Source organism: Streptomyces sp. NPDC026246 (genome assembly GCF_055567995.1).
The window spans coordinates 854,398-872,277 of the sequence record NZ_JBVHPJ010000002.1 but is presented as its reverse complement, the minus strand read 5'-3'; the positions used below and the strand labels follow the sequence as shown (position 1 = coordinate 872,277).

General features: G+C 74.4%; 13 protein-coding genes. 3 read left to right on the top strand and 10 right to left on the bottom strand.

Translation table 11 applies throughout. From position 1 onward, the window contains the following. Window positions 1-29: 29 nt before the first annotated feature. The 4 genes from ACZ4M5_RS08010 to ACZ4M5_RS07995 all read right to left on the bottom strand — a co-directional run bounded on the left by ACZ4M5_RS08010 (window position 30) and on the right by ACZ4M5_RS07995 (window position 5,732). On the bottom strand, window positions 30-1,676 hold the full coding sequence (locus ACZ4M5_RS08010) for a glycosyltransferase family 2 protein (RefSeq protein ID WP_467734191.1): 1,647 nt from the start codon (window positions 1,674-1,676) through the stop codon (window positions 30-32). After that, the gene (locus ACZ4M5_RS08005; RefSeq protein WP_467734189.1) at window positions 1,673-3,868 is read right to left on the bottom strand and encodes a CDP-glycerol glycerophosphotransferase family protein; all 2,196 of its coding nucleotides are present in this window, start codon (window positions 3,866-3,868) and stop codon (window positions 1,673-1,675) included. Before ACZ4M5_RS08005 ends, ACZ4M5_RS08010 begins: the two co-directional genes overlap by 4 nt. An 81-nt stretch (window positions 3,869-3,949) precedes the next feature. Further along, entirely contained in the window at window positions 3,950-4,819 is an 870-nt protein-coding gene (locus ACZ4M5_RS08000; protein ID WP_467734187.1) for an ABC transporter ATP-binding protein, read from the bottom strand. Continuing rightward, window positions 4,812-5,732 carry an ABC transporter permease gene (locus ACZ4M5_RS07995; RefSeq protein WP_467734185.1) on the bottom strand — a complete coding sequence of 307 codons (921 nt, stop codon included), beginning with the start codon at window positions 5,730-5,732 and terminating at the stop codon, window positions 4,812-4,814. Before ACZ4M5_RS07995 ends, ACZ4M5_RS08000 begins: the two co-directional genes overlap by 8 nt. A gap of 150 nt (window positions 5,733-5,882) precedes the next feature. Between ACZ4M5_RS07995 and ACZ4M5_RS07990 the strand changes: the two genes are divergently transcribed. Next, entirely contained in the window at window positions 5,883-6,509 is a 627-nt protein-coding gene (locus tag ACZ4M5_RS07990; RefSeq protein ID WP_467734183.1) for a TetR/AcrR family transcriptional regulator, read from the top strand. Between the two features lie 272 nt (window positions 6,510-6,781). Here the strand turns inward: ACZ4M5_RS07990 and galE are convergent, their stop codons facing one another. Beyond that, the gene (gene galE, locus ACZ4M5_RS07985) at window positions 6,782-7,762 is read right to left on the bottom strand and encodes a UDP-glucose 4-epimerase GalE (RefSeq protein ID WP_467734181.1); all 981 of its coding nucleotides are present in this window, start codon (window positions 7,760-7,762) and stop codon (window positions 6,782-6,784) included. Window positions 7,763-7,826: 64 nt separating this feature from the next. Continuing rightward, window positions 7,827-9,482, bottom strand: coding sequence for a glycosyltransferase family 2 protein (locus tag ACZ4M5_RS07980; protein WP_467734179.1), 1,656 nt, complete (start codon window positions 9,480-9,482; stop codon window positions 7,827-7,829). Window positions 9,483-9,639: 157 nt separating this feature from the next. On the opposite strand from ACZ4M5_RS07980, the gene ACZ4M5_RS07975 reads away from it, so the two are divergent. Then, window positions 9,640-11,187 carry a glycosyltransferase family 39 protein gene (locus ACZ4M5_RS07975; protein ID WP_467734290.1) on the top strand — a complete coding sequence of 516 codons (1,548 nt, stop codon included), beginning with the start codon at window positions 9,640-9,642 and terminating at the stop codon, window positions 11,185-11,187. Here the strand turns inward: ACZ4M5_RS07975 and ACZ4M5_RS07970 are convergent. Beyond that, on the bottom strand, window positions 11,117-11,632 hold the full coding sequence (locus ACZ4M5_RS07970; protein WP_467734177.1) for a MarR family winged helix-turn-helix transcriptional regulator: 516 nt from the start codon (window positions 11,630-11,632) through the stop codon (window positions 11,117-11,119). The genes ACZ4M5_RS07975 and ACZ4M5_RS07970 overlap by 71 nt on opposite strands. A gap of 93 nt (window positions 11,633-11,725) precedes the next feature. Between ACZ4M5_RS07970 and ACZ4M5_RS07965 the strand changes: the two genes are divergently transcribed. Beyond that, window positions 11,726-12,139, top strand: coding sequence for an organic hydroperoxide resistance protein (locus ACZ4M5_RS07965; RefSeq protein ID WP_467734175.1), 414 nt, complete (start codon window positions 11,726-11,728; stop codon window positions 12,137-12,139). Window positions 12,140-12,151: 12 nt separating this feature from the next. Here the strand turns inward: ACZ4M5_RS07965 and ACZ4M5_RS07960 are convergent, their stop codons facing one another. The 3 genes from ACZ4M5_RS07960 to ACZ4M5_RS07950 form a co-directional block, all read right to left on the bottom strand. Beyond that, window positions 12,152-13,714: a hypothetical protein gene (locus ACZ4M5_RS07960; RefSeq protein WP_467734173.1), complete on the bottom strand. Its 1,563-nt coding sequence runs from the start codon at window positions 13,712-13,714 to the stop codon at window positions 12,152-12,154. A 117-nt stretch (window positions 13,715-13,831) separates the two neighbouring features. Continuing rightward, window positions 13,832-15,637 carry an arabinofuranosyltransferase AftB family protein gene (locus ACZ4M5_RS07955; protein ID WP_467734171.1) on the bottom strand — a complete coding sequence of 602 codons (1,806 nt, stop codon included), beginning with the start codon at window positions 15,635-15,637 and terminating at the stop codon, window positions 13,832-13,834. After that, window positions 15,634-17,874: a bifunctional glycosyltransferase/CDP-glycerol:glycerophosphate glycerophosphotransferase gene (locus tag ACZ4M5_RS07950; protein WP_467734169.1), complete on the bottom strand. Its 2,241-nt coding sequence runs from the start codon at window positions 17,872-17,874 to the stop codon at window positions 15,634-15,636. Before ACZ4M5_RS07950 ends, ACZ4M5_RS07955 begins: the two co-directional genes overlap by 4 nt. Between the last annotated feature and the right edge of the window lie 6 nt (window positions 17,875-17,880).

The following is a 17,880-nucleotide window of genomic DNA, read 5'->3' as shown; positions in this document are numbered from 1 at the left end:
GCGGCGCTCGGCTCCTTCGCGGCGCTCGGCTACTTCAGCGCGCTCGCGATCAGGCGCGCCGCCCGCTTCACCCTCGGCCGGGCCAGCTTGCGCACCGCAGGCCCGATCAGCCTCGCCGTGACACCCGTCGGCTCCCAGCGCACCTGCAGACGGCCCGGGCCGTGGCCCTCCGGCTCGACGGTCAGCACGTGGGACGGCACACGGGTCGTCAGCGTCGGGAAGCTGAGCGGGGCGAGGAGGAGACCGGTGTTGGCGAGGCCCTGGTGGTGCAGGCGGAGCAGGGGGTGGCGCACCCCCGCGAAGCCCTGCAGGGGGAGGGCGGCCGCCGCCAGGTCGAGGTGGACGTGCCCCTCGAAGACGCCGGGCCGGACGGGGGACAGCCGGAAGGGAACGCTGAGGCGGCGGCCGCCCGGGGCGATGAGCAGGGTCGCGCGCTGCGGCCCGACCGGCAGGCGCAGCGCCGGGTCGTAGGTGCGGACCGCCAGGTCGATCGAGGCGCCCGGACCTCGGGTGATCTCCGTGATCTCGTGGCGGAACTGGGCGCCGGTGAACGGCCGGGTCTCCAGTTCCAGGTCGCCGAGGTCCAGTTCGCGGCGTGCCCACTCCGTCGTCGGCACCTCCTCGCCCCAGTAGATGCGGCCCTCGGCGTCCGTCGTCACGTGCCGGGGGGCGACACCGTGGCCCAGGCCCCGGGACGCCAGCCGGGCGTCGGCCAGCCGCCCGTCCCGGATCAGCTGGACGACCACCCGCTCGGCGCGCGGCAGGCGCGCGTACGCGCCGGGGGCGAGCGTGTCGAGGTACGGCGTGACGAGACCGGCGAAGGACGCCAGCCAGTCGTCGGTCCGGTAGGGCAGGTCGCCGGCGTACATGCGGAAGTCGTGCTTGAGGAACTTGTGGTCCTTGGCCTCCCGCAGCGACTCGTGCCCGCTCTCGGCCAGGAACGCGTCGATGAGGTGCTGGACGTGGATGCGGTCGCGGACGTTGGCGAGCTTGTGCCGCTGGTTGGATATCGAGGCCGCCTCGGACGCCGCGAAGGGCGCCACGTACCAGCGGTAGACCGGCTCCGGGACGACGGTGAAGCTCTTGGCCAGGCAGTACGCCTGCGCCGAGAACAGCTGGTCCTCGTAGTGGATGCCCTCGGGAAAGCGCAGGCCGTGCCGGTCGAGGAAGGCCCGGGCGTACATCTTGCTGGTCGACAGGTGCTCGAAGAACAGGCGCGGGTCGGACTCGATGCCGTCGAGGGTGCGCCGCTCGGCGACCAGGTGGGGCATCCACGTCGAGCGGCGGCCGTTGTCCACGCGGATCCGTTCCACCGCGCCCATGGCGAAGTCGATCTCGCGTTCGCGGTGCGCCGCGAGCAGCAGGGCGACGGCGTCGGGGGGCAGTTCGTCGTCGCTGTCGAGGAACATCACATAGGGGGCGCGCGCGATGTCCAGGGCGCGGTTGCGGGGGGCGCTGCAGCCTCCGCTGTTGCGCTCCAGGCGCAGGTAGCGGACCCGGGGATCGCGGGCCTGGAGCCGCCGCGCCACGAACGGGGTCTCGTCGGTCGAGTGGTCGTCGCTGATGACGATCTCGACGTTCGCGTGGGTCTGCCGGCGCACGGAGTCGACGGCGCGGGTGAGGCGTTCGGCGTCGTTGTAGACGATGACCGTCACGGTGACGTCGGGGGTGCTCATGCGGTCGCCTCCTGCGGGCTCGGGGCCGGGGTGCGTTCCTCGATGGGCAGGACCGGGGGGAGTTCTCGTTCGTCCTGGCCGAGGAAGACCCGGCGCACGACGCGTTCGGCGGCGCGTCCGTCGTCGTACTCGCAGAACCGGCGTCGGAAGACGGCCCGGGTCTTCGCCGCGTTCTCGTCGTGCCAGGCGTCGCCGGTCAGGATGTCCGTCAGCTCGCGCTGGGTGCGCGCCACCGGGCCGGGGGCCTCGGCCATCAGGTCGAAGTAGACGCCGCGGGTGGTGCGGTAGGTCTCCCAGTCGTCGGCGTACACGACGATCGGCCGGTCGAGGTTGGCGTAGTCGAACATGATCGACGAGTAGTCCGTGACGAGGGCGTCCGCCGCCAGGCACAGGTCCTCCACCGGGTCGTAGGAGGACACGTCGATGATGCGGCCCGTGCGGCGCAGGTTGGTCAGCGGGGAGGCGGCGCCGCCGTAGAAGTAGTGGCCGCGCACCAGCAGGACGGTGTCCTCGCCGAGGCGGTCCGCGAGGGCGGCGAGGTCCAGCCGGGGTGTCCAGCCGGCCTCGTAGTCGCGGTGGGTGGGCGCGTACAGGACCGCCCGGCGGCCCGGGGCGATGCCCAGTCGGTCGCGGACCGCGCGGATCTCGGCGGCGCCCGCGGTGTAGTAGACGTCGTTGCGCGGATAGCCGTGGTCCAGGGAGACGTAGCGCGAGGGGTAGGCGCGCTCCCACATGCGGGTGGTGTGGCTGTTGGCGGAGACGCTGTAGTCCCACTTGTCGATGCGCTCCAGCAGCGCCTTGAAGTCCAGGCCCTGGGCGGCGGCCGGGAACGCCATCTGGTCCAGGCCCATGCGCTTCAGCGGGGTGCCGTGGTGGGTCTGGAGGTGGATCGCGTCCGGGCGCTTGACCACCGCGTTGGGGAAGTTGACGTTGTTGACCAGATACCTGGCGCTCGCCAGCACCTCCCAGTACCGGCGGGTGCCGGGCACGACGTGGTCGGTGCCGGGCGGGAGGAGGGCCGCGTTCTCGGCGGTCACCACCCACACCGGGTGGATCTGCGGGGCGAGTTCGGCGAGCTTGGCGGCGATCGCGGCGGGGTTGCAGGCCACGCCGCGGTTCCAGTAGGCCGCGAACACCGCCAGGCCGGGATCGACCGGGCGGCCGAGCGCCCTGCGGTACTGGTGGTCGCGGAGCCGGGCGCCGGCCTGGCGCTTGCGGGTGCGCACGGCGGACCGGGCCGTGCGCCGGGTGCGGTTGACGGTCTGGAGGGCCCGGTACCTGGTGTACGCGTCCTCCTCCAGCAGGGAGCGGCGCACGCCCTCCAGGCCGCCCGGGCGGCGGTGGTTCTCGGGGCGGTGGCGCACGGCGGCCAGGGACGCGCGGTGGAAGAACTCCCGGGCGACCTCCTCCGCCATGCCACCCCGGGCGAAGGCGCGCAGGCAGTCGCGGACCATGACGTCGTACAGGACGGTGTGCGCGGCGCGGCGGCCCCGGGTGAGGTCGAGGAGGGACTCGTAGCGGGTGACGAGGCCGTAGCGCTGTTCGGGTGTGACCGGGGGCAGGCTCGCCGGACGCAGCCTGCGGTCCTCGTAGGCGACGTGCGGCAGGCACGCGACGCGCCCGGCCAGCAGCAGGGCGGCCAGCGCGGCGAACGGCTCGTCGTCGGTGGCGAACCGCTCCTCGTGCTCCCGGTAGAACTCCGTGCGCAGGACCCGGGTGCCGAGCAGCGGGGTCAGCCGCAGCAGGGGCGCGCAGTCGTCGAGGGCCACGTCGGCGCGGCCCGCCCGGGCCAGCAGCGGGCCGTCCGGGGAGGGCAGTCCGGAGGTGTGCCAGGTGCTGCGCAGATGGTCCAGGAGCAGGACGTCGACCTCGGCGGGCAGTTCGGCGACCCGTTCGGCGACGGTGCGCGGGGTGCCGGCGGGCAGGCCGTCCTTGGCGTGTACAAAGTGCAGCCAGCGCCCCGAGGCCCGGGCCGCGCCCGCCGCCCGGGCCGCCGCGTCGCCGGTCGCCTCCGGCAGCGGCACGACCTGGACGTCGGGGGCGTGCCGCTCGGCCGTCTCCCGGGCCCAGTCGCCCACCGCGGCCACGATCAGCTCGGCGTCCGGCAGGGGGTGGGCGGCCAGGGAGTCGAGCAGCTCCGTCAGGTGCCCCTGCACGTTCGGCCCGTGCACGACGACGCTGAGCTCGGCCATCACCGGACCCCCTTCTCACCAGATACGCCGTACTCGGTCATGGTGTCACCAATGCGACAAAACGACCGAGCGGGTTGGGCCTCACGAGGGAACGGCGGCCTCGGGCCCGGTGGCCGGCTTCGCCGGGGTGTTGGTGGTCTTGGCTTTGGGTTTGGGCTTGGCGGGCTTCTCCCCGGTGAACGCCTCGTACTCCTTGAGCACGTCCTCCGTGGGCCCGTCCATGCGCAGCTCGCCGCGCTCCAGCCACAGCACGCGGTCGCAGGTGTCGCGGATGGACTTGTTGTTGTGGCTGACCAGGAACACCGTGCCCGCGTGCCGGCGCAGCTCGCGGATGCGCTGCTCGGAGCGCTTCTGGAAGGACCGGTCGCCGGTGGCCAGCGCCTCGTCGATCAGCAGCACGTCGTGGTCCTTGGCGGCGGCGATGGAGAACCGCAGCCGGGCGGCCATGCCGGAGGAGTACGTGCGCATCGGCAGCGTGATGAAGTCGCCCTTGTCGTTGATGCCGGAGAAGTCGACGATCTCCTGGTAGCGCTCCCTGATCTGCTCGCGGGACATGCCCATGGCCAGTCCGCCGAGGTGCACGTTGCGCTCGCCCGTCAGGTCGTTCATCAGGGCCGCGTTGACGCCGAGCAGGGAGGGCTGGCCGTCGGTGTAGATGCGGCCGTTCTCCACCGGCAGCAGGCCGGCGACCGCCTTCAGCAGGGTCGACTTGCCGGAGCCGTTGGTGCCGATCAGGCCGATGGCCTCGCCCCGGTACGCCACGAAGGACACGTTCCGCACGGCGTGCACGCGGCGCACGCCCGAGACCTTCTCGGTCTGCTTGCGGCGCACGATGCGGTTGAGGGCGGCGGTCGCGGACCCGCGTCCGGTGCCGGTGCCGTTGACGCGGTAGACGATGTCGACGCCGTCGGCGACGACGGTGGGGATCTTCTCGCTCGGGTGCTCAGCCACGGCCGTACGTCTCCTCAGCCTTCCAGAAGTAGATGAAGCCGCCGACGCCGGCGACCAGCGCCCAGCCCGCGGCGATCGCCCACACGTGGGCGGGCAGCCGGTCCGCGTGGAAGCTGTCGATCAGGGCGAAGCGCATCAGGTCGATGTAGATCGCGGCCGGGTTGGTCTCCAGCAGGACGGTCACCACGCGCGGCAGGCTGTCCTTGTCCGCCAGCTGGTCGATGCTCCACATGACACCCGAGACGTACATCCAGGTGCGCAGCACGAACGGCATCAGCTGGGCGATGTCGGGGGTCTTGGCCCCCATCCGGGCCAAGACCATGGACACGCCCGCGTTGAACGTGAACTGCAGGAACAGCGCCGGCACCGCCAGCAGCCAGGACATCCCGACCGGCACGCCGAAGCAGAGCAGGATGACGACCAGGGCGGCCATGGAGAACAGCAGCTGCTGCAACTGCTGGAGGCAGAACGACAGCGGCAGCGCGGCGCGCGGGAAGTGCAGGGCCCGCACCAGACCGAGGTTGCCGGAGATGGCGCGGGTGCCCGCCATGATCGAGCTCTGCGTGAACGTCCACACGAACACGCCCGTGACCAGGAACGGGACGTAGTCCGGCACGCCGTGCTTGGTGCCGAGCAGGACGCCGAAGATGAAGTAGTAGACCGCCGCGTTGAGCAGCGGGGTCATCACCTGCCAGACCTGGCCGAGCTTCGCCTGGCTGTACTGGGCGGTGAGCTTGGCGGTGGCGAACGCGGTGATGAAGTGCCGGCGGGCCCACAGCTGCCGGACGTACGCGGGCAGGGAGGGGCGTGCGCCGCTGACCGCGAGGCCGTGCCGGGCGGCGAGCGCGGCGAGGTCGTCGTCGGCCGGGGCGGGGGCCGGCGCCGGGGGCGGTGTGTGGAGGACCTGGCTCACATCCGCTGCCTTCGTTCGGGGGAGGGGACCGTCTTACCGGTCTCTTCACGACTTTTTACGTCGGGACGGGACCGTTTCGTCGTGACGGGAGCGTACGTCCGGCCGACGACGGAACGCAACCGTTTCGTCGTGACGCCCTATGCTGTCCGCATGACGACGAAGCCCGACGAGCCACAGCAGCCGCCGCGGCGCCGGGCCCCCGCGGGGGCCGCCGTCCTGCGCGAGGACGTGACGGCGGCGATCCGCTCCGCCGTCCACGAGGAACTCGCGGCCGTGGGCTACGCGCGGATGTCCATCGAGGGGATCGCCCGCCGGGCGGGCGTGGGCAAGACCGCGGTGTACCGCCGCTGGCGCTCCAAGCTGCACCTGGTGCTCGACATCGTCTCGGCGCTCGCGGTGCAGGGGCTGCCCGCGCCGGACACCGGCTCCCTGGAGGGCGATCTGCGGCTGCTGTACGAGGTGACGTCCCGGGCCCTGCGCCACCCGGTCGCGTCGCAGATCATCCCCGACCTCCAGGCCGAGGCCGCCCGCAACGCGGACATCGCCGAGGCGTTGCAGAAGGCCCTGCGCGAGGGCCAGGAGGGGGTCGCCACCGGCATCGTCACGGCGGCGCAGCGCCGGGGCGAGCTGAGCGAGGGCCTCGACCGCGACCTGGCCCTCGACCTGATCTCCGGCCCTCTGTACTGGCGGTCGGTGGTGATCCGCGCCCCGAAACCCCCCAAGGGGTACCTGGAGGCCCTGACCCGGGCGACGGCGGCGGCGCTGCGGGCGCTGTAGGCCCGAATACCGCGTCACCCGGGGGCCCCGGGGCGGCAGGGGACCACTGCCTCCTGGCGCCCCGGGGCGGCAGGAGAGCACTGCCTCCCCCGGCCGCCGGCCAGGCCCACCGCCGCTCCCGGCCACCGGTCGGCCGCACCGCCGTCCCCGGCCCCGGTGACTGCCGGAGGAGGAGGGGCGTGGAGCGTGGACGGGTGCGGTCCGGTCGATCGGCCGTGCTCCGACGGCCGTGCTCCGACGCCGGCTCGCCAGGGGCCCGCGGGCTGCCGCGGTCAGGGCCGTGCGGCCTCCGGGTGCAGGCGGACCCAGCCCTGCCACGCCGAGGTGATCATGTCCTGGACGTCGTGCCGGGCCTTCCAGCCCAGTTCGGCGGCCGCCCGGTCGGCGGAGGCGACGACGCGTGCGGGGTCGCCCGGGCGGCGGGGCGTGACCTCGGGCGGCAGGTCGTAGCCGGTCACCGCGTTGATGCGGTCGATCATCTCGCGCACCGACACCCCCTCGCCGCGGCCGATGTTCAGCGTGAGGGAGCTGCCGGGGGACGCGCGCAGGGTGCGGGCCGCGGCGACGTGGGCCTCGGCCAGGTCGACGACGTGGATGTAGTCGCGCACACAGGTGCCGTCGGGGGTGGGGTAGTCGTCGCCGAAGACGCGCGGCGGCGCGTGCTGCGTGAGCCTCTCGAACACCATGGGCACGAGGTTGGACACGCCGACGTCCGCGAGGCCGGGGGCCGCCGCGCCCGCCACGTTGAAGTACCGCAGGCACGCGGTCGACAGCCCGGTCGCCCGGCCCGCGGCGCGCACCAGCCACTCACCGGCGAGCTTCGTCTCGCCGTACGGCGACAGCGGCGCGCACGGCGTCTCCTCCGTGACCAGGTCCACGTCCGGCATGCCGTACACGGCCGCCGAGGAGGAGAAGACGAACGCCCCGGCCCCGGCCTCCGTCACGGCGTCGAGCAGGACGCGCAGGCCCTCGACGTTCTCCCGGTAGTAGCGCAGCGGCTGTTCGACCGACTCGCCCACCTGCTTGCGGGCCGCGAGGTGCACCATGCCGGTCACCTCGTGGTCCGCGAGGGCGCGGGCGACGCGCTCACCGTCCAGCGTGGAGCCCACGACCAGCGGCACCCCGTCCGGCACCCGCTCGGCGATGCCGGTGGACAGGTCGTCGTAGACCACCGCCCGTTCCCCCGCCGCGGTCATCGCCCGTACGACGTGTGCGCCGATGTAGCCGGCGCCGCCGGTGATCAACCAGGTCATGTGCGGACGTTCCCCTCGTCAGTCGGCCCGTGGCGGTGCTGCGCCGTGCGTCGTCGTGGTGCTCTCAGTGAAGCAGCCGGCGCAGTCTTCCGCGTACGACCGAGAGCACCCCGCGTGCGCCGGGCGCCACCCGCAGCGCCAGCGCACCGGAGTGGGTGGCGTAGGGCTGTACGAGTACCACGCCGCGCCGGGCGCTGGGGACGGCGCGGCGGCGCAGGAGTCCGGCGCCCGTGAGGGCGTGCGCGGTGACGTCCCGGGTCGCGCCGTCGCGGAAGCGGATGCGCAGGCGCAGGTCCCAGGTCCCGGCGCCGAACGCGGCGAGGGCGGCGAGGTCGACGACGGACTCGGCCGTCCAGCCGCCGTCCCCCTCCGGCCCGGAGGCCTGCGGGCCGGGCACGAGCTCCGCCGTGCCGCCCGGGACGAGCAGGTCCCCGTCGTCCCGGTGCAGCCACTCCACCTCCACACCCAGCGGCCCCGCCTCGGCCACCCGCCCGTACAGCTCGTGCAGGCGCAGCCGCAGCCCGGTCCCGCGCGCACGGGGCCGCAGCACCGCGTCGACGGCCAGCGGCAGCGCGCGCACCGGCCGGGTCAGCAGGGGTTCGAGGGAGACCTGCGGCAGGTCGGCGGACCACACGGGTGTGCCGTCGGCGGCCCGGGCGTACGGCGGGCGCAGCCGGGCCGGCCGGGCCGCGAGTTCCCGCAGCCGGGGCAGGTCGCGCGGCTCCTGGCCGGCCAGGACGACCCGCCCGGCCAGCGAGCCGGGGGCGGCCGGCTTGCGGGCCCAGTCGTCGGCGTCGTACCCGGCGAGGTGTGCCCGCGTGAGGTCCCACCACGCGCGCCGGTACGCGGCGTCGCGCAACCCCAGTTCCCGCAGGTACATCCGCAGGTCGTGGTCGAGGAACTTGGCGCGTGCCGCCCGCGCGAGCTCCTTCTGCCCCGCGCCCAGCAGGATCTCGTACGCCTGCCGGCAGGCCTCCGTGCGGGCCCGCCAGTTGACGATCCCGGCCCGGTCCAGGGAGATCGACAGCCGCTCGGCGGACCGGCGCACGTGCCAGACGTAGACCCGGTCCGGGATCAGGGCGATGCGGGGTGCCGCGGCCAGCACGCGCGCGGTGAACACCACGTCCTCGTAGGGGAAGCGGCCCTCGGGGAAGCGGATGCCGTGCTCGCGCAGGAAGGCGGTGCGGTAGAGCTTGTTGACGCAGAGCGTGTCGTGCACGAGCCGGGGTCGCCGGGCGGGGTGCGGCACGGCGGAGTGCAGGGCGTACAGACGCGGCTGCCAGGGCACTTCACGGCCCGAGGGCAGTTCCCGGCGCACACACAGGCCGCTCGCCACCTCCGCGCGCGCACCGGTGGCCGCCTGCAGCAACGCGTCGGCCGCGCCGGGCGGCAGCACGTCGTCGCTGTCCAGGAACATCACGTACGGCGAGGTCACCGCGTCGAGCCCGGTGTTGCGGGGGGTGCCGCAGCCGCCGCTGTTGACCCGGCGGCGGATCACCCGCAGCCGGGGTTCGGCGGCGGCGAGCCGCTCCAGCAGGCCGGCGCTGCCGTCGGTCGAGCAGTCGTCGACGGCCACCACCTCGCGCACGGCCCGGCCCTGGGCGAGCGCCGACCGCACGGCGTCGGTCACATGGGCGGCGTCGTCGTAGCCGATGACGACGACGGCGACCTCGGCGGGCGGTTCGGCGGCAGCGCTGCCGGCATCCCTGTGGGCATTCATTACGGCGGATCGTAAGCCGGGCGAATGACATGAAAGTGGTAACACACCATCGAAAGCCTGCAAAGAGGAGGTAACGCCACAGAATCGGCGGGTGAAGAGCGGACAGTCGACGGGGAGCGGCCGGTTCGGCGGGGGCGCGGTGGCCGTGGCGGTGCCCATGGCGGTGATGCTCGCGGCGGGGCTGTGGGGCCTGGACCGCGGCGGCATGTGGGGCGACGAGAGCGTCACCTTCCAGGTCGCGCGGCGCACGGTGCCGCAGATCTGGCGGCTGCTGCACGACGTGGACGCCGTGCACGGCCTGTACTACCTGTTCATGCACGCGGTCCTGGCCGTCCACCCGGACGAGGTCGTCCTGCGCCTGCCGTCGGTGTGCGCGGCGACCGTCACGGCCGGACTGGTCGCGGCCCTCGGCGCCCGGCTGTCCGGACCGCGGCTCGGCCTCCTGGCCGGGCTCGTGTACGCCCTCACCCCGATGGCCGGCCATTACGCCCAGGAGGGCCGCTCGTACGCGCTGGTCGCGGCCGGTGTGGCGGGGGCGACCCTGCTGCTGGTGCGGGCCGCGGACGGGGCGGGCGCCCGGGTCTGGTGGCCGTACGGCGTGGTGCTGGGGGTGACGTGCGTGCTGCACGAGCTGGCGGTCCTGGCGCTGTGCGCGCACGCGGCGACGCTGGCGTGGCTGCGGGTGCCGCGCGGGGTGTGGCGCGGCTGGGGGCGGGCGGCCGGCGGGGTGGCGGTGCTCCTGCTGCCGCTGGTGTGGGTGTCGCAGGGGCAGTCCGGGCAGGTGGCGTGGCTGGTCGCGCCCGGCTGGGACCGGGTGGAGCGGCTGGCCCGGAACGTCGCCCCGGGTCCGGAGGGCGTCGTGTTCTGGGCCTCGCTGCTGCTGATGGTCCTGGGGCTGCGCGAGCGGCGGACCGCGGCGGTCGCGCTGCCTCTGCTGCTGGTGCCGCCCGGCCTGCTGATGACCGTCTCGCAGGTGCGGCCGCTCTACCACGACCGCTACGTGCTCTACGCGCTGGCGGGCGCGTCGCTGCTGGTGGCGGCCGGGGCCGGGCGGGTGGCCGGGGCGCTGGGGCGGGTGCGGTTCGACGGACGGCGGGTGCGGATCCGCGGCCGGCAGGTGCGGGCCGCGGTCGGCCTCTGCGGCGCCCTCGCGCTCACCGCCGGCTTCCTCGCCCAGCTCCCCGTGCACCGCCAGGACCGCACCGCCGCGCACCGCCCGGACAACCTCGCCGTGGTCTCCGCGCTCGCCGTCCGGCGGATGCGCCCCGGCGACCCGGTGCTGTTCGTGCCGTCGGTGGGCAGGCTCGCGGCGCTGGCCTACCCGCAGGGGTTCCGGCGGGTGCGGGACATCGCGCTGGCGGAGTCGGCGCCCCGGTCGGGGACGCTGTGGGGGCGGGAGGCGACGCCCGGCCGGGTGCGGCAGCGGCTGGCCGGGGTGGACCGGGTCTGGGTGGTCACCGAGCGGGACGCGGCGGCCTCGCCCCGGCTCCCGGCCGACCCGGTCGAGCGCACGAAGCTGGCCGTGCTGGCCGAGGAGTTCACCGTCCGCGAGGAGCACACCGAGGGCGATGTGGTGCTGCGCCTGCACGTCCGGCGGCGGCCCGCCGAGGTGCCCGGTGTGCCGCCCGGCGCCGCTACGACCGCTCGTCTGCCGGCGGAGCGGCCGGCGGCTGAGCGAGGGCGGCCGCGTCGAGCGCGGTGGTGAGCTCGTCCAGGGACGCGCGCAGGGCGCGGATCCCGTCGGCGTCGAAACCGGTCGAGGTGGCGATGCGGCGCGGCACCTGAAGCGCCCGCGCGCGCAGCGCGACGCCCTCGGGGGTCAGCCGCACCACCACCGACCGTTCGTCCAGGGCGCTGCGCTCCCGAGCCACCAGACCGGCCACCTCCAGCCGCTTGAGCAGCGGCGACAGCGTGCCGGAGTCCAGGCGCAGGTGTTCGCCGAGCTTCTTCACGGGCAGCTCGTCGTGCTCCCAGAGGACCAGCATCACCAGGTACTGCGGGTAGGTGAGCCCGAGGTCCTTGAGGATCACGCGGTAGACGCCGTTGAAGGCGCGCGAGGCCGCGTGCAGGGAGAAGCAGATCTGCTGGTCCAGGCGGAGCCAGTCGTCGTCCGGCGTGTTCATGGCTCCAGGGTAGCTCGGGACCGTCATTCAATTGCACGCAACTCAATTGTGTGCTCTACTTCTGGGTGTCGGGCGGCCCGGACGGGCCTCCGAACGACGACCGAGAGGGAAGGTTTTTCCATGGACGCGCTCTACACCGCTGCCGCCACCGCCACCCACGGCCGCGACGGCCGGGCCGTCAGCTCCGACGGCGTGCTCGACCTCGCCCTGGGCGTGCCCCAGTCGATGGGCGGCAACGGCCAGGGCACCAACCCCGAGCAGCTCTTCGCCGCCGGCTACGCCGCCTGCTTCGGCAGCGCCCTCGGTCTCGTCGGCCGTCAGGCCAAGGTCGACGTCAGCGACGCCGCCGTGACCGCCGAGGTCTCGATCGGCAAGCAGGGCGAGGGCTTCGGTCTCGCCGTCACCCTCCGCGTCGAGCTTCCCGAGGGCGTGGACGAGGTCACCGGCCGCAAGCTGGTCGACCAGGCCCACCAGGTCTGCCCCTACTCCAACGCCACCCGCGGCAACATCGACGTCGACCTCGTCATCGAGTAGTCACCGGCGGCCTCACCTCCCCCCGACCCGCGCCAGCACCTCCCCCGTCCGTCCGCTCCACGCCACCACCACCGCCTCCTCGGGCACCGGGTGCCAGCGCGTCAGCAGCAGCCAGCGCACGTGGTAGCGGCGGACGACGGCGGACCGCTCGGCGCGGGTCGAGCCGTGCGCCAGGTAGGCGCGCACATCGGCCGCCCGGCGCCGCCGCTCCCGCTCGTCCAGGGCCGGGTCCGGCCAGATCGGGGCGGCGAGGTTCGGCCCGTACCCGGCGATGGCGTGACTGGCGAAGTACCCGTCGGTGATCACCACCTCGCCGGGGCCGATGTACCGGGCCGCCCAGTCGTACGACGGCCAGCGCGTCGGCTGGGTGAACCCCACCGGGTCCACCGAGCGCGGCACGACCGCCCCGGCGTGCACGGTCAGGAACCCCGCGCACGCCCCGGCCACCGCCGCCCCGCCCAGCACCTTCCGGGCCCGCCGCCACGGCCGGGACGCCGCCAGCTCCACCGCCAGGGCGAACTGCGGCGGCACCAGCACCGCCCACAGCACCCGGGCGTACGTGTAGTGCCCGCTGACCCAGCCGTAGGCGAGCAGCAGGCACTCCACCCCGAACAGCAGCACCAGCGGGTCACGCGCCGACCTGCGCGCCCGCACCCACAGCGCGGGCAGCCCGATCAGCGCCAGCCAGGAGTTGGCGAGCAGCCTCTCGTACAGCTGCCGGTGCATGGCGTCCATGCCGGTGTCGCCCACCAGCGTCAGCACGTCGTAGTACGGCCAGGCCACGGCCACCCCCGCACAGACCAGCCCGGTGAGCGCCCAGCGGGCCACGACCGGCCCGCGCCGGCCCCGCTGCCGGGACACCACGAGCGCCACCCCGCCCGTCAGGGCGGAAGCCGCCGTGACCGGGTGGGTGAGCAGGATCAGCGCGTACAGGACGCCGATCCCGGCGTACCCCCACCAGCCGCCCAGCCCGCTCGGGCCGACGAACCGCATCGACGTGGAGTCGTCCCCCGCACGTGCCGCGGTCCACGCCCACGCCCAGAAGGTCAGGCCGATCGCGAGCGCGGACGGATAGCCCAGGTTCGTCGTCATCGGCATCAGCCCGAGGTAGCCGCTCCACAGGACCCGGGCGGTGCCCCACAGCAGCGTCATGGACAGCAGCGCCCACACCGGCGCCCACCGCCGCGCGGTGAGGGTCCTGACGAACCGGCCGAGCCCGGTCAGCAGCACCACCAGGTGCACCGGCCCGGCCAGCTTCACGACCTCCCAGCCGGTCAGCCCCGTCAGCCGGGCGACCACGCCCTGAGCGACCGCGTACGGCCCGTAGTACGGGCTGCCCGCGCCCGGCAGATCCGCCATCGTGTGGGCCGGGTGCAGCAGGTCGGCCTTGAGACGCTCGACGACCGCCGCGTGCTGCCCGGCGTCGCAGCACAGCGGCACCCGCCAGTACGCCAGCGTCATCACCAGCCAGAACAGCGCGCCGTAGAACTGGTACGGGGTGAGCCGCCGCATCCGGCCGCCGCGCAGCGCACTCGCGCCACGCACGGTCCGCCGGACGAGGACCGGGGCGCTCACAGGACGGCCGGCAGGTGCAGAGGGGTCACAGGCATGCGCCGATCGTTCCCGCCCCTACGCCTGCCCTGACCCCGGATCACTTCATCGGGTGAGGCGGCTTGGCCCACCTGCCCGCCGTCAGTCGCACAACGCCCGCTCGGCGGCCGCCGGCCAGCGCGCGAACCGGAACCGGGTCCGCTCGAACGCCCCGGTGAGGTTGTCCCAGAACCGCTGGGCGGTCAGCGGCGCCCGCACCGACTCCCTCAGCTCGGCCAGTTCCCCGCAGCCCAGAGCGGCCCGGGCCGCCCCGACCGTCTCCCGCGAGACCCCCGCCCGCAGCAGGTCGCGCCGCGGCGGCTCGGCGAGCGCCCACTCCGCGAAGACCCAGTGGTTGCGCAGGAACTTCTCGTGCCCCGGCCAGCTCCACCGCTCCAGCGCCAGATGCGCGCCGATCGGACTGGCCAGCCCCCAGGCGTCGTTGACGTACGCGTCGAGCGGCGCCGCCGCACCCGTGACACCGAGATGCCGGCCCACCATCACCACGTGGTACGGCGCTCCCGGCCGCATCGGCGTGGCGTGCAGCCGCCGCCCGGCGTCGAAGTACAGCAGGGTCGGCCGGGGCGAGCGCACCGCCTCGGCCAGCATGCGCCGCCCCTCGGGCAGGGCGGGCCAGTTGCGCACCCAGGTGCCCGTGCGCACCGGGTTGTGGTCGCCCAGCCCCTCCACGTCGGAGCTGCGCACGTTGAACGACCCCGGGGTGCTGCGCACGTCGAACGGCGCCCGCAGCGGGCTGACCGCCGCGCACAGCCACACCACCAGCAGCGCGCTCGCCGCACCGGTGACCCGGTTCGCCGGGACGACCAGCACCGGCAGGAGCAGCAGCAGGAGCGCCGGCAGGATCATGCGGGCGTGCATGTAGTCGCCGCCGACCCGCACGACGTACCCGGCGAGGAGCGCACCCGCCGCCGGTGGCGCAAGCAGCACCACCAGCGAGGACCCGCCCGGGACGCGGTCCCGCCGCTGCCGGCGCGTGCGGCGCGCCAGCAGCACCAGCAGAGCGCCGAGCACCGGCACGACGGGCCACAGCCAGTACGGCCCGAGCGTCTCCTGCACGTACCCGGCCCCCCGGCTCCAGTCGCTGGCACTCGCCTCCTTGGCGATGGCGGGCAGCGGCACCAGGATCCCGTAGTACCCGGCCCGGAACACCTCGTAGGCCAGCGGCAGCGCTCCCGCCGAGGCCAGCACGGCCGCGGTGCCCCGGCGCGAGGGCCGCAGCACCCACCACTGCGCGGCCAGGAAGCACACCGTGACCACCGCCAGGTCCGGCCGGACCAGCGGCCCCAGCCCGAACACGAAGGCGGCCGCGTACGTCTCCCGGGGCTCCCGCCCCGGCCGCGTGCGCGTCAGCAGCCACCACGCCAGGCCGGTCCAGAAGGCACCGAGCCCGCTCTCCAGCCCGGAGGTCATGTACGACCAGAACGGCGGCACCGCCAGCAGCACGCACACACCCGCGGGCAGCAGCAGCCCGGCCCCGCGGTGCAGCCGGCACGTGGCGAGCAGGGCGAACGCGAACCCGGCGGTGCTCAGCAGCAGTCCGGTCCCCACCGCGAGGAACGCCGGGTCCGCTCCGGTGACCCAGGTGGCGAGGGCGAGCAGCCACTGCCACAGGGTGCCGGTCGAACTCTCCGCGCGCTCGCCCACGTTGAACACCGGCCCGTTGCCCGCCAGGATCTGCCGGACCGGACGCAGGTAGATCAGCCCGTCGTCGCAGATCCAGCGGCGCCGGTAGCCCAGCACGAACAGGGCCGCGGTCGGCACGGCCACCAAGGCCGCGTGCCACCACCGCACCGGCCCCGGCCGCCCGGGCGCCGCCGCGGGCCGGGCCGAGGGGGCGCGCTGGCCGGGCAGCGACGGAAGCGCCTCGGGAGTGGTCGGTGTCGTCATCCCTCGATCAGCGCCCCGGACCGCACGGACACGGCGGGGGTCCGGCGGGCCGCGGGCAGCAGCGCCCCGCTCCGCTCGCCCAGCATCAGCAGGCGGACGACCCGTTCGGCGGCCCGCCCGTCCTCGAACTCGCAGTACCGGGACCGGAAGTCGGCCCGCCGGCGGGCCGCCTCGGCGTCCTGCCAGGTGCCGGAGGCGAACAGCCGCGCCAGTTCCGGGTAGGAGCGGGTCACGTGCCCCGGGGCGTCGGCCGTGACGTCGAAGTAGGCGCCCCGGCTGGCGGTGAACGCGCCCCAGTCGTCGGCGTGCACCACCACCGGCCGGTCCAGCAGCACGTAGTCGAACATCAGGGCCGAGTAGTCGGTGACCAGCACGTCGGAGGCGAGCATCACGTCCTCGACGTGCGGCTCGTCCGTCGCGTCGACCACCACGCCCCGCCGGTGCAGGTCGGACAGGCCCAGCCCGCGCGCGATGCCGCCGGCCAGCGAGGGGTGCAGCCGGACGACCAGGGTGTGGCCCGGCCCGAGGTCCTCGGCGAAGCGGGCCGGGTCGAACCGGTCGACATGGCCGCCCTTGCGGTAGTCACGGCGGGTCGGCGCGTACAGCACCACCGTGTTCCCCGCCGGGATGCCGAGCCGCTCGCGCACCGCCGCGCCCCGCTCCGGCCCCGCTCCGACCAGCACGTCGTTGCGCGGACTGCCCGTGCGCAGCGACGTGAAGTGGCACGGGTAGGCGCGCTCCCAGGCCAGCTCCGCGTGCCGCCCGGCGACCAGGCTGTAGTCCCAGCGGTCGGCCCGGCGCAGCATCTGCGGCACGTCGAAGCCGTGCCGGGCGCCCGGCTTGGTCAGCAGGTCCGCGCCCATGTACTTCAGCGGGGTGCCCTGGTGGGTGTGGATGTGCACGCTGCCCGGCCGCTTGGCCAGGGTGCCGGGCCAGTTGACGTCGTTGACCCAGTACGTGGCCCGGGCCATGACCTCGTGGTAGCGGCGCGAGCCCGGGGTGACGTGGTCGACGCCGGGCGGCAGCGCGTCCACCGCGTCCTCCCGCACCACCCACACGCCCCGGATGTGCGGGGCGAGTTCCCGGGCTGCGGCGTGGATCGCGGCCGGGTCGCCGCTCACCCCGCGGTGGTGGTTGGCCGCGTAGACCGCCAGATGCGGGTCCAGGGGCCGCCGGGACTGGGCCGCGTACCAGGTGCGCAGCGCGCTCTGCGCGGCCTTCTGCGTCACCTTGCGCTGCCTGCCGCGCGCGGCCGCCCGCACCTCCCGCAGCCCGCGCACCACGGCGTACGACGGGTAGGGGGCCGACGCCAGCAGCCGCATCTCCAGCCCGCGCCAGCCCTCCGGACGGCGGAATCCACCCTCGGGCAGGTGACGGCGGTGGAAGGCACGGATCTCGCGGTAGAACGCGGCCCGGTCGGCGGGCCGTACGCGGTCCTCGCGGGCCAGCACGAACAGCATGTGGTCCAGGGCCCGCTCCAGCAGCAGCGGGCGCGCCCAGTCCAGGTCGGGCCGCTCCTCGAGGAAGGCGAACAGGCCCGCGTACTGCGCGAAGATCTCGAAGTGCCGGCGACCCGGCGTCCTGGTGATGGCGCCCTGCCGGCGCTGCCGGTACTCCACGCCGATCCGGTCCAGGCAGGCGATCCGTTCCGCCAGCACCATCGACCGGTAGGTCACCGGCGCGTCCTCGTACAGTCCGGGTGCGTACCGCAGGCCGTGTCCCTGGAGGAAGTCCCGTCGGTAGGCCTTGTTCCAGGCGACCAGGAACAGGTTCAGGTACGCGGGCTCCTCCCGGATGCGGAAGGTGCCCAGACCCGCGGCGGCCAGCAGGTCCGCCGCCTCGCTGCGACCGCCCCGGCCCCACCAGTGGGTGCGCACGTGGTCGAAGACCAGGATGTCCGGGTCGCCCGCCGCGGTCAGTCGCGCGGCGACGGCGGCCAGCAGCCCGGGCGTGTAGCGGTCGTCGCTGTCGAGGAACAGCACGTAGTCGCCCGCCGCCTCGTCCAGACCGGCGTTGCGGGCGCGGCCCAGGCCGACGTTCTCGGGCAGGTGCAGCACCCGCACCCGGGAGTCCCGGGCGGCGTACTCGTCGAGGATCGCGCCGCTGCCGTCGGGGGAGCGGTCGTCCACGGCGATCACCTCGAAGTCGCCGTGGGACTGGCCGAGCACCGAGTCGAGACACTCGCGCAGGAACCCCTGCACGTTGTAGACGGGCACGATGATGCTGAAGCGGGGCACTTCTTC

Excerpts from the sequence above, each read along its gene's own strand:
- ACZ4M5_RS08010 (WP_467734191.1), bottom strand. The coding sequence starts at position 1,676 with ATGAGCACCCCCGACGTCACCGTGACGGTCATCGTCTACAACGACGCC.
- ACZ4M5_RS08005 (WP_467734189.1), bottom strand. The coding sequence starts at position 3,868 with ATGGCCGAGCTCAGCGTCGTCGTGCACGGGCCGAACGTGCAGGGGCAC.
- ACZ4M5_RS07990 (WP_467734183.1), top strand. The coding sequence starts at position 5,883 with ATGACGACGAAGCCCGACGAGCCACAGCAGCCGCCGCGGCGCCGGGCC.
- galE (WP_467734181.1), bottom strand. The coding sequence starts at position 7,762 with ATGACCTGGTTGATCACCGGCGGCGCCGGCTACATCGGCGCACACGTC.
- ACZ4M5_RS07980 (WP_467734179.1), bottom strand. The coding sequence starts at position 9,482 with ATGAATGCCCACAGGGATGCCGGCAGCGCTGCCGCCGAACCGCCCGCC.
- ACZ4M5_RS07975 (WP_467734290.1), top strand. The coding sequence starts at position 9,640 with ATGGCGGTGATGCTCGCGGCGGGGCTGTGGGGCCTGGACCGCGGCGGC.
- ACZ4M5_RS07970 (WP_467734177.1), bottom strand. The coding sequence starts at position 11,632 with ATGACGGTCCCGAGCTACCCTGGAGCCATGAACACGCCGGACGACGAC.
- ACZ4M5_RS07965 (WP_467734175.1), top strand. The coding sequence starts at position 11,726 with ATGGACGCGCTCTACACCGCTGCCGCCACCGCCACCCACGGCCGCGAC.
- ACZ4M5_RS07955 (WP_467734171.1), bottom strand. The coding sequence starts at position 15,637 with ATGACGACACCGACCACTCCCGAGGCGCTTCCGTCGCTGCCCGGCCAG.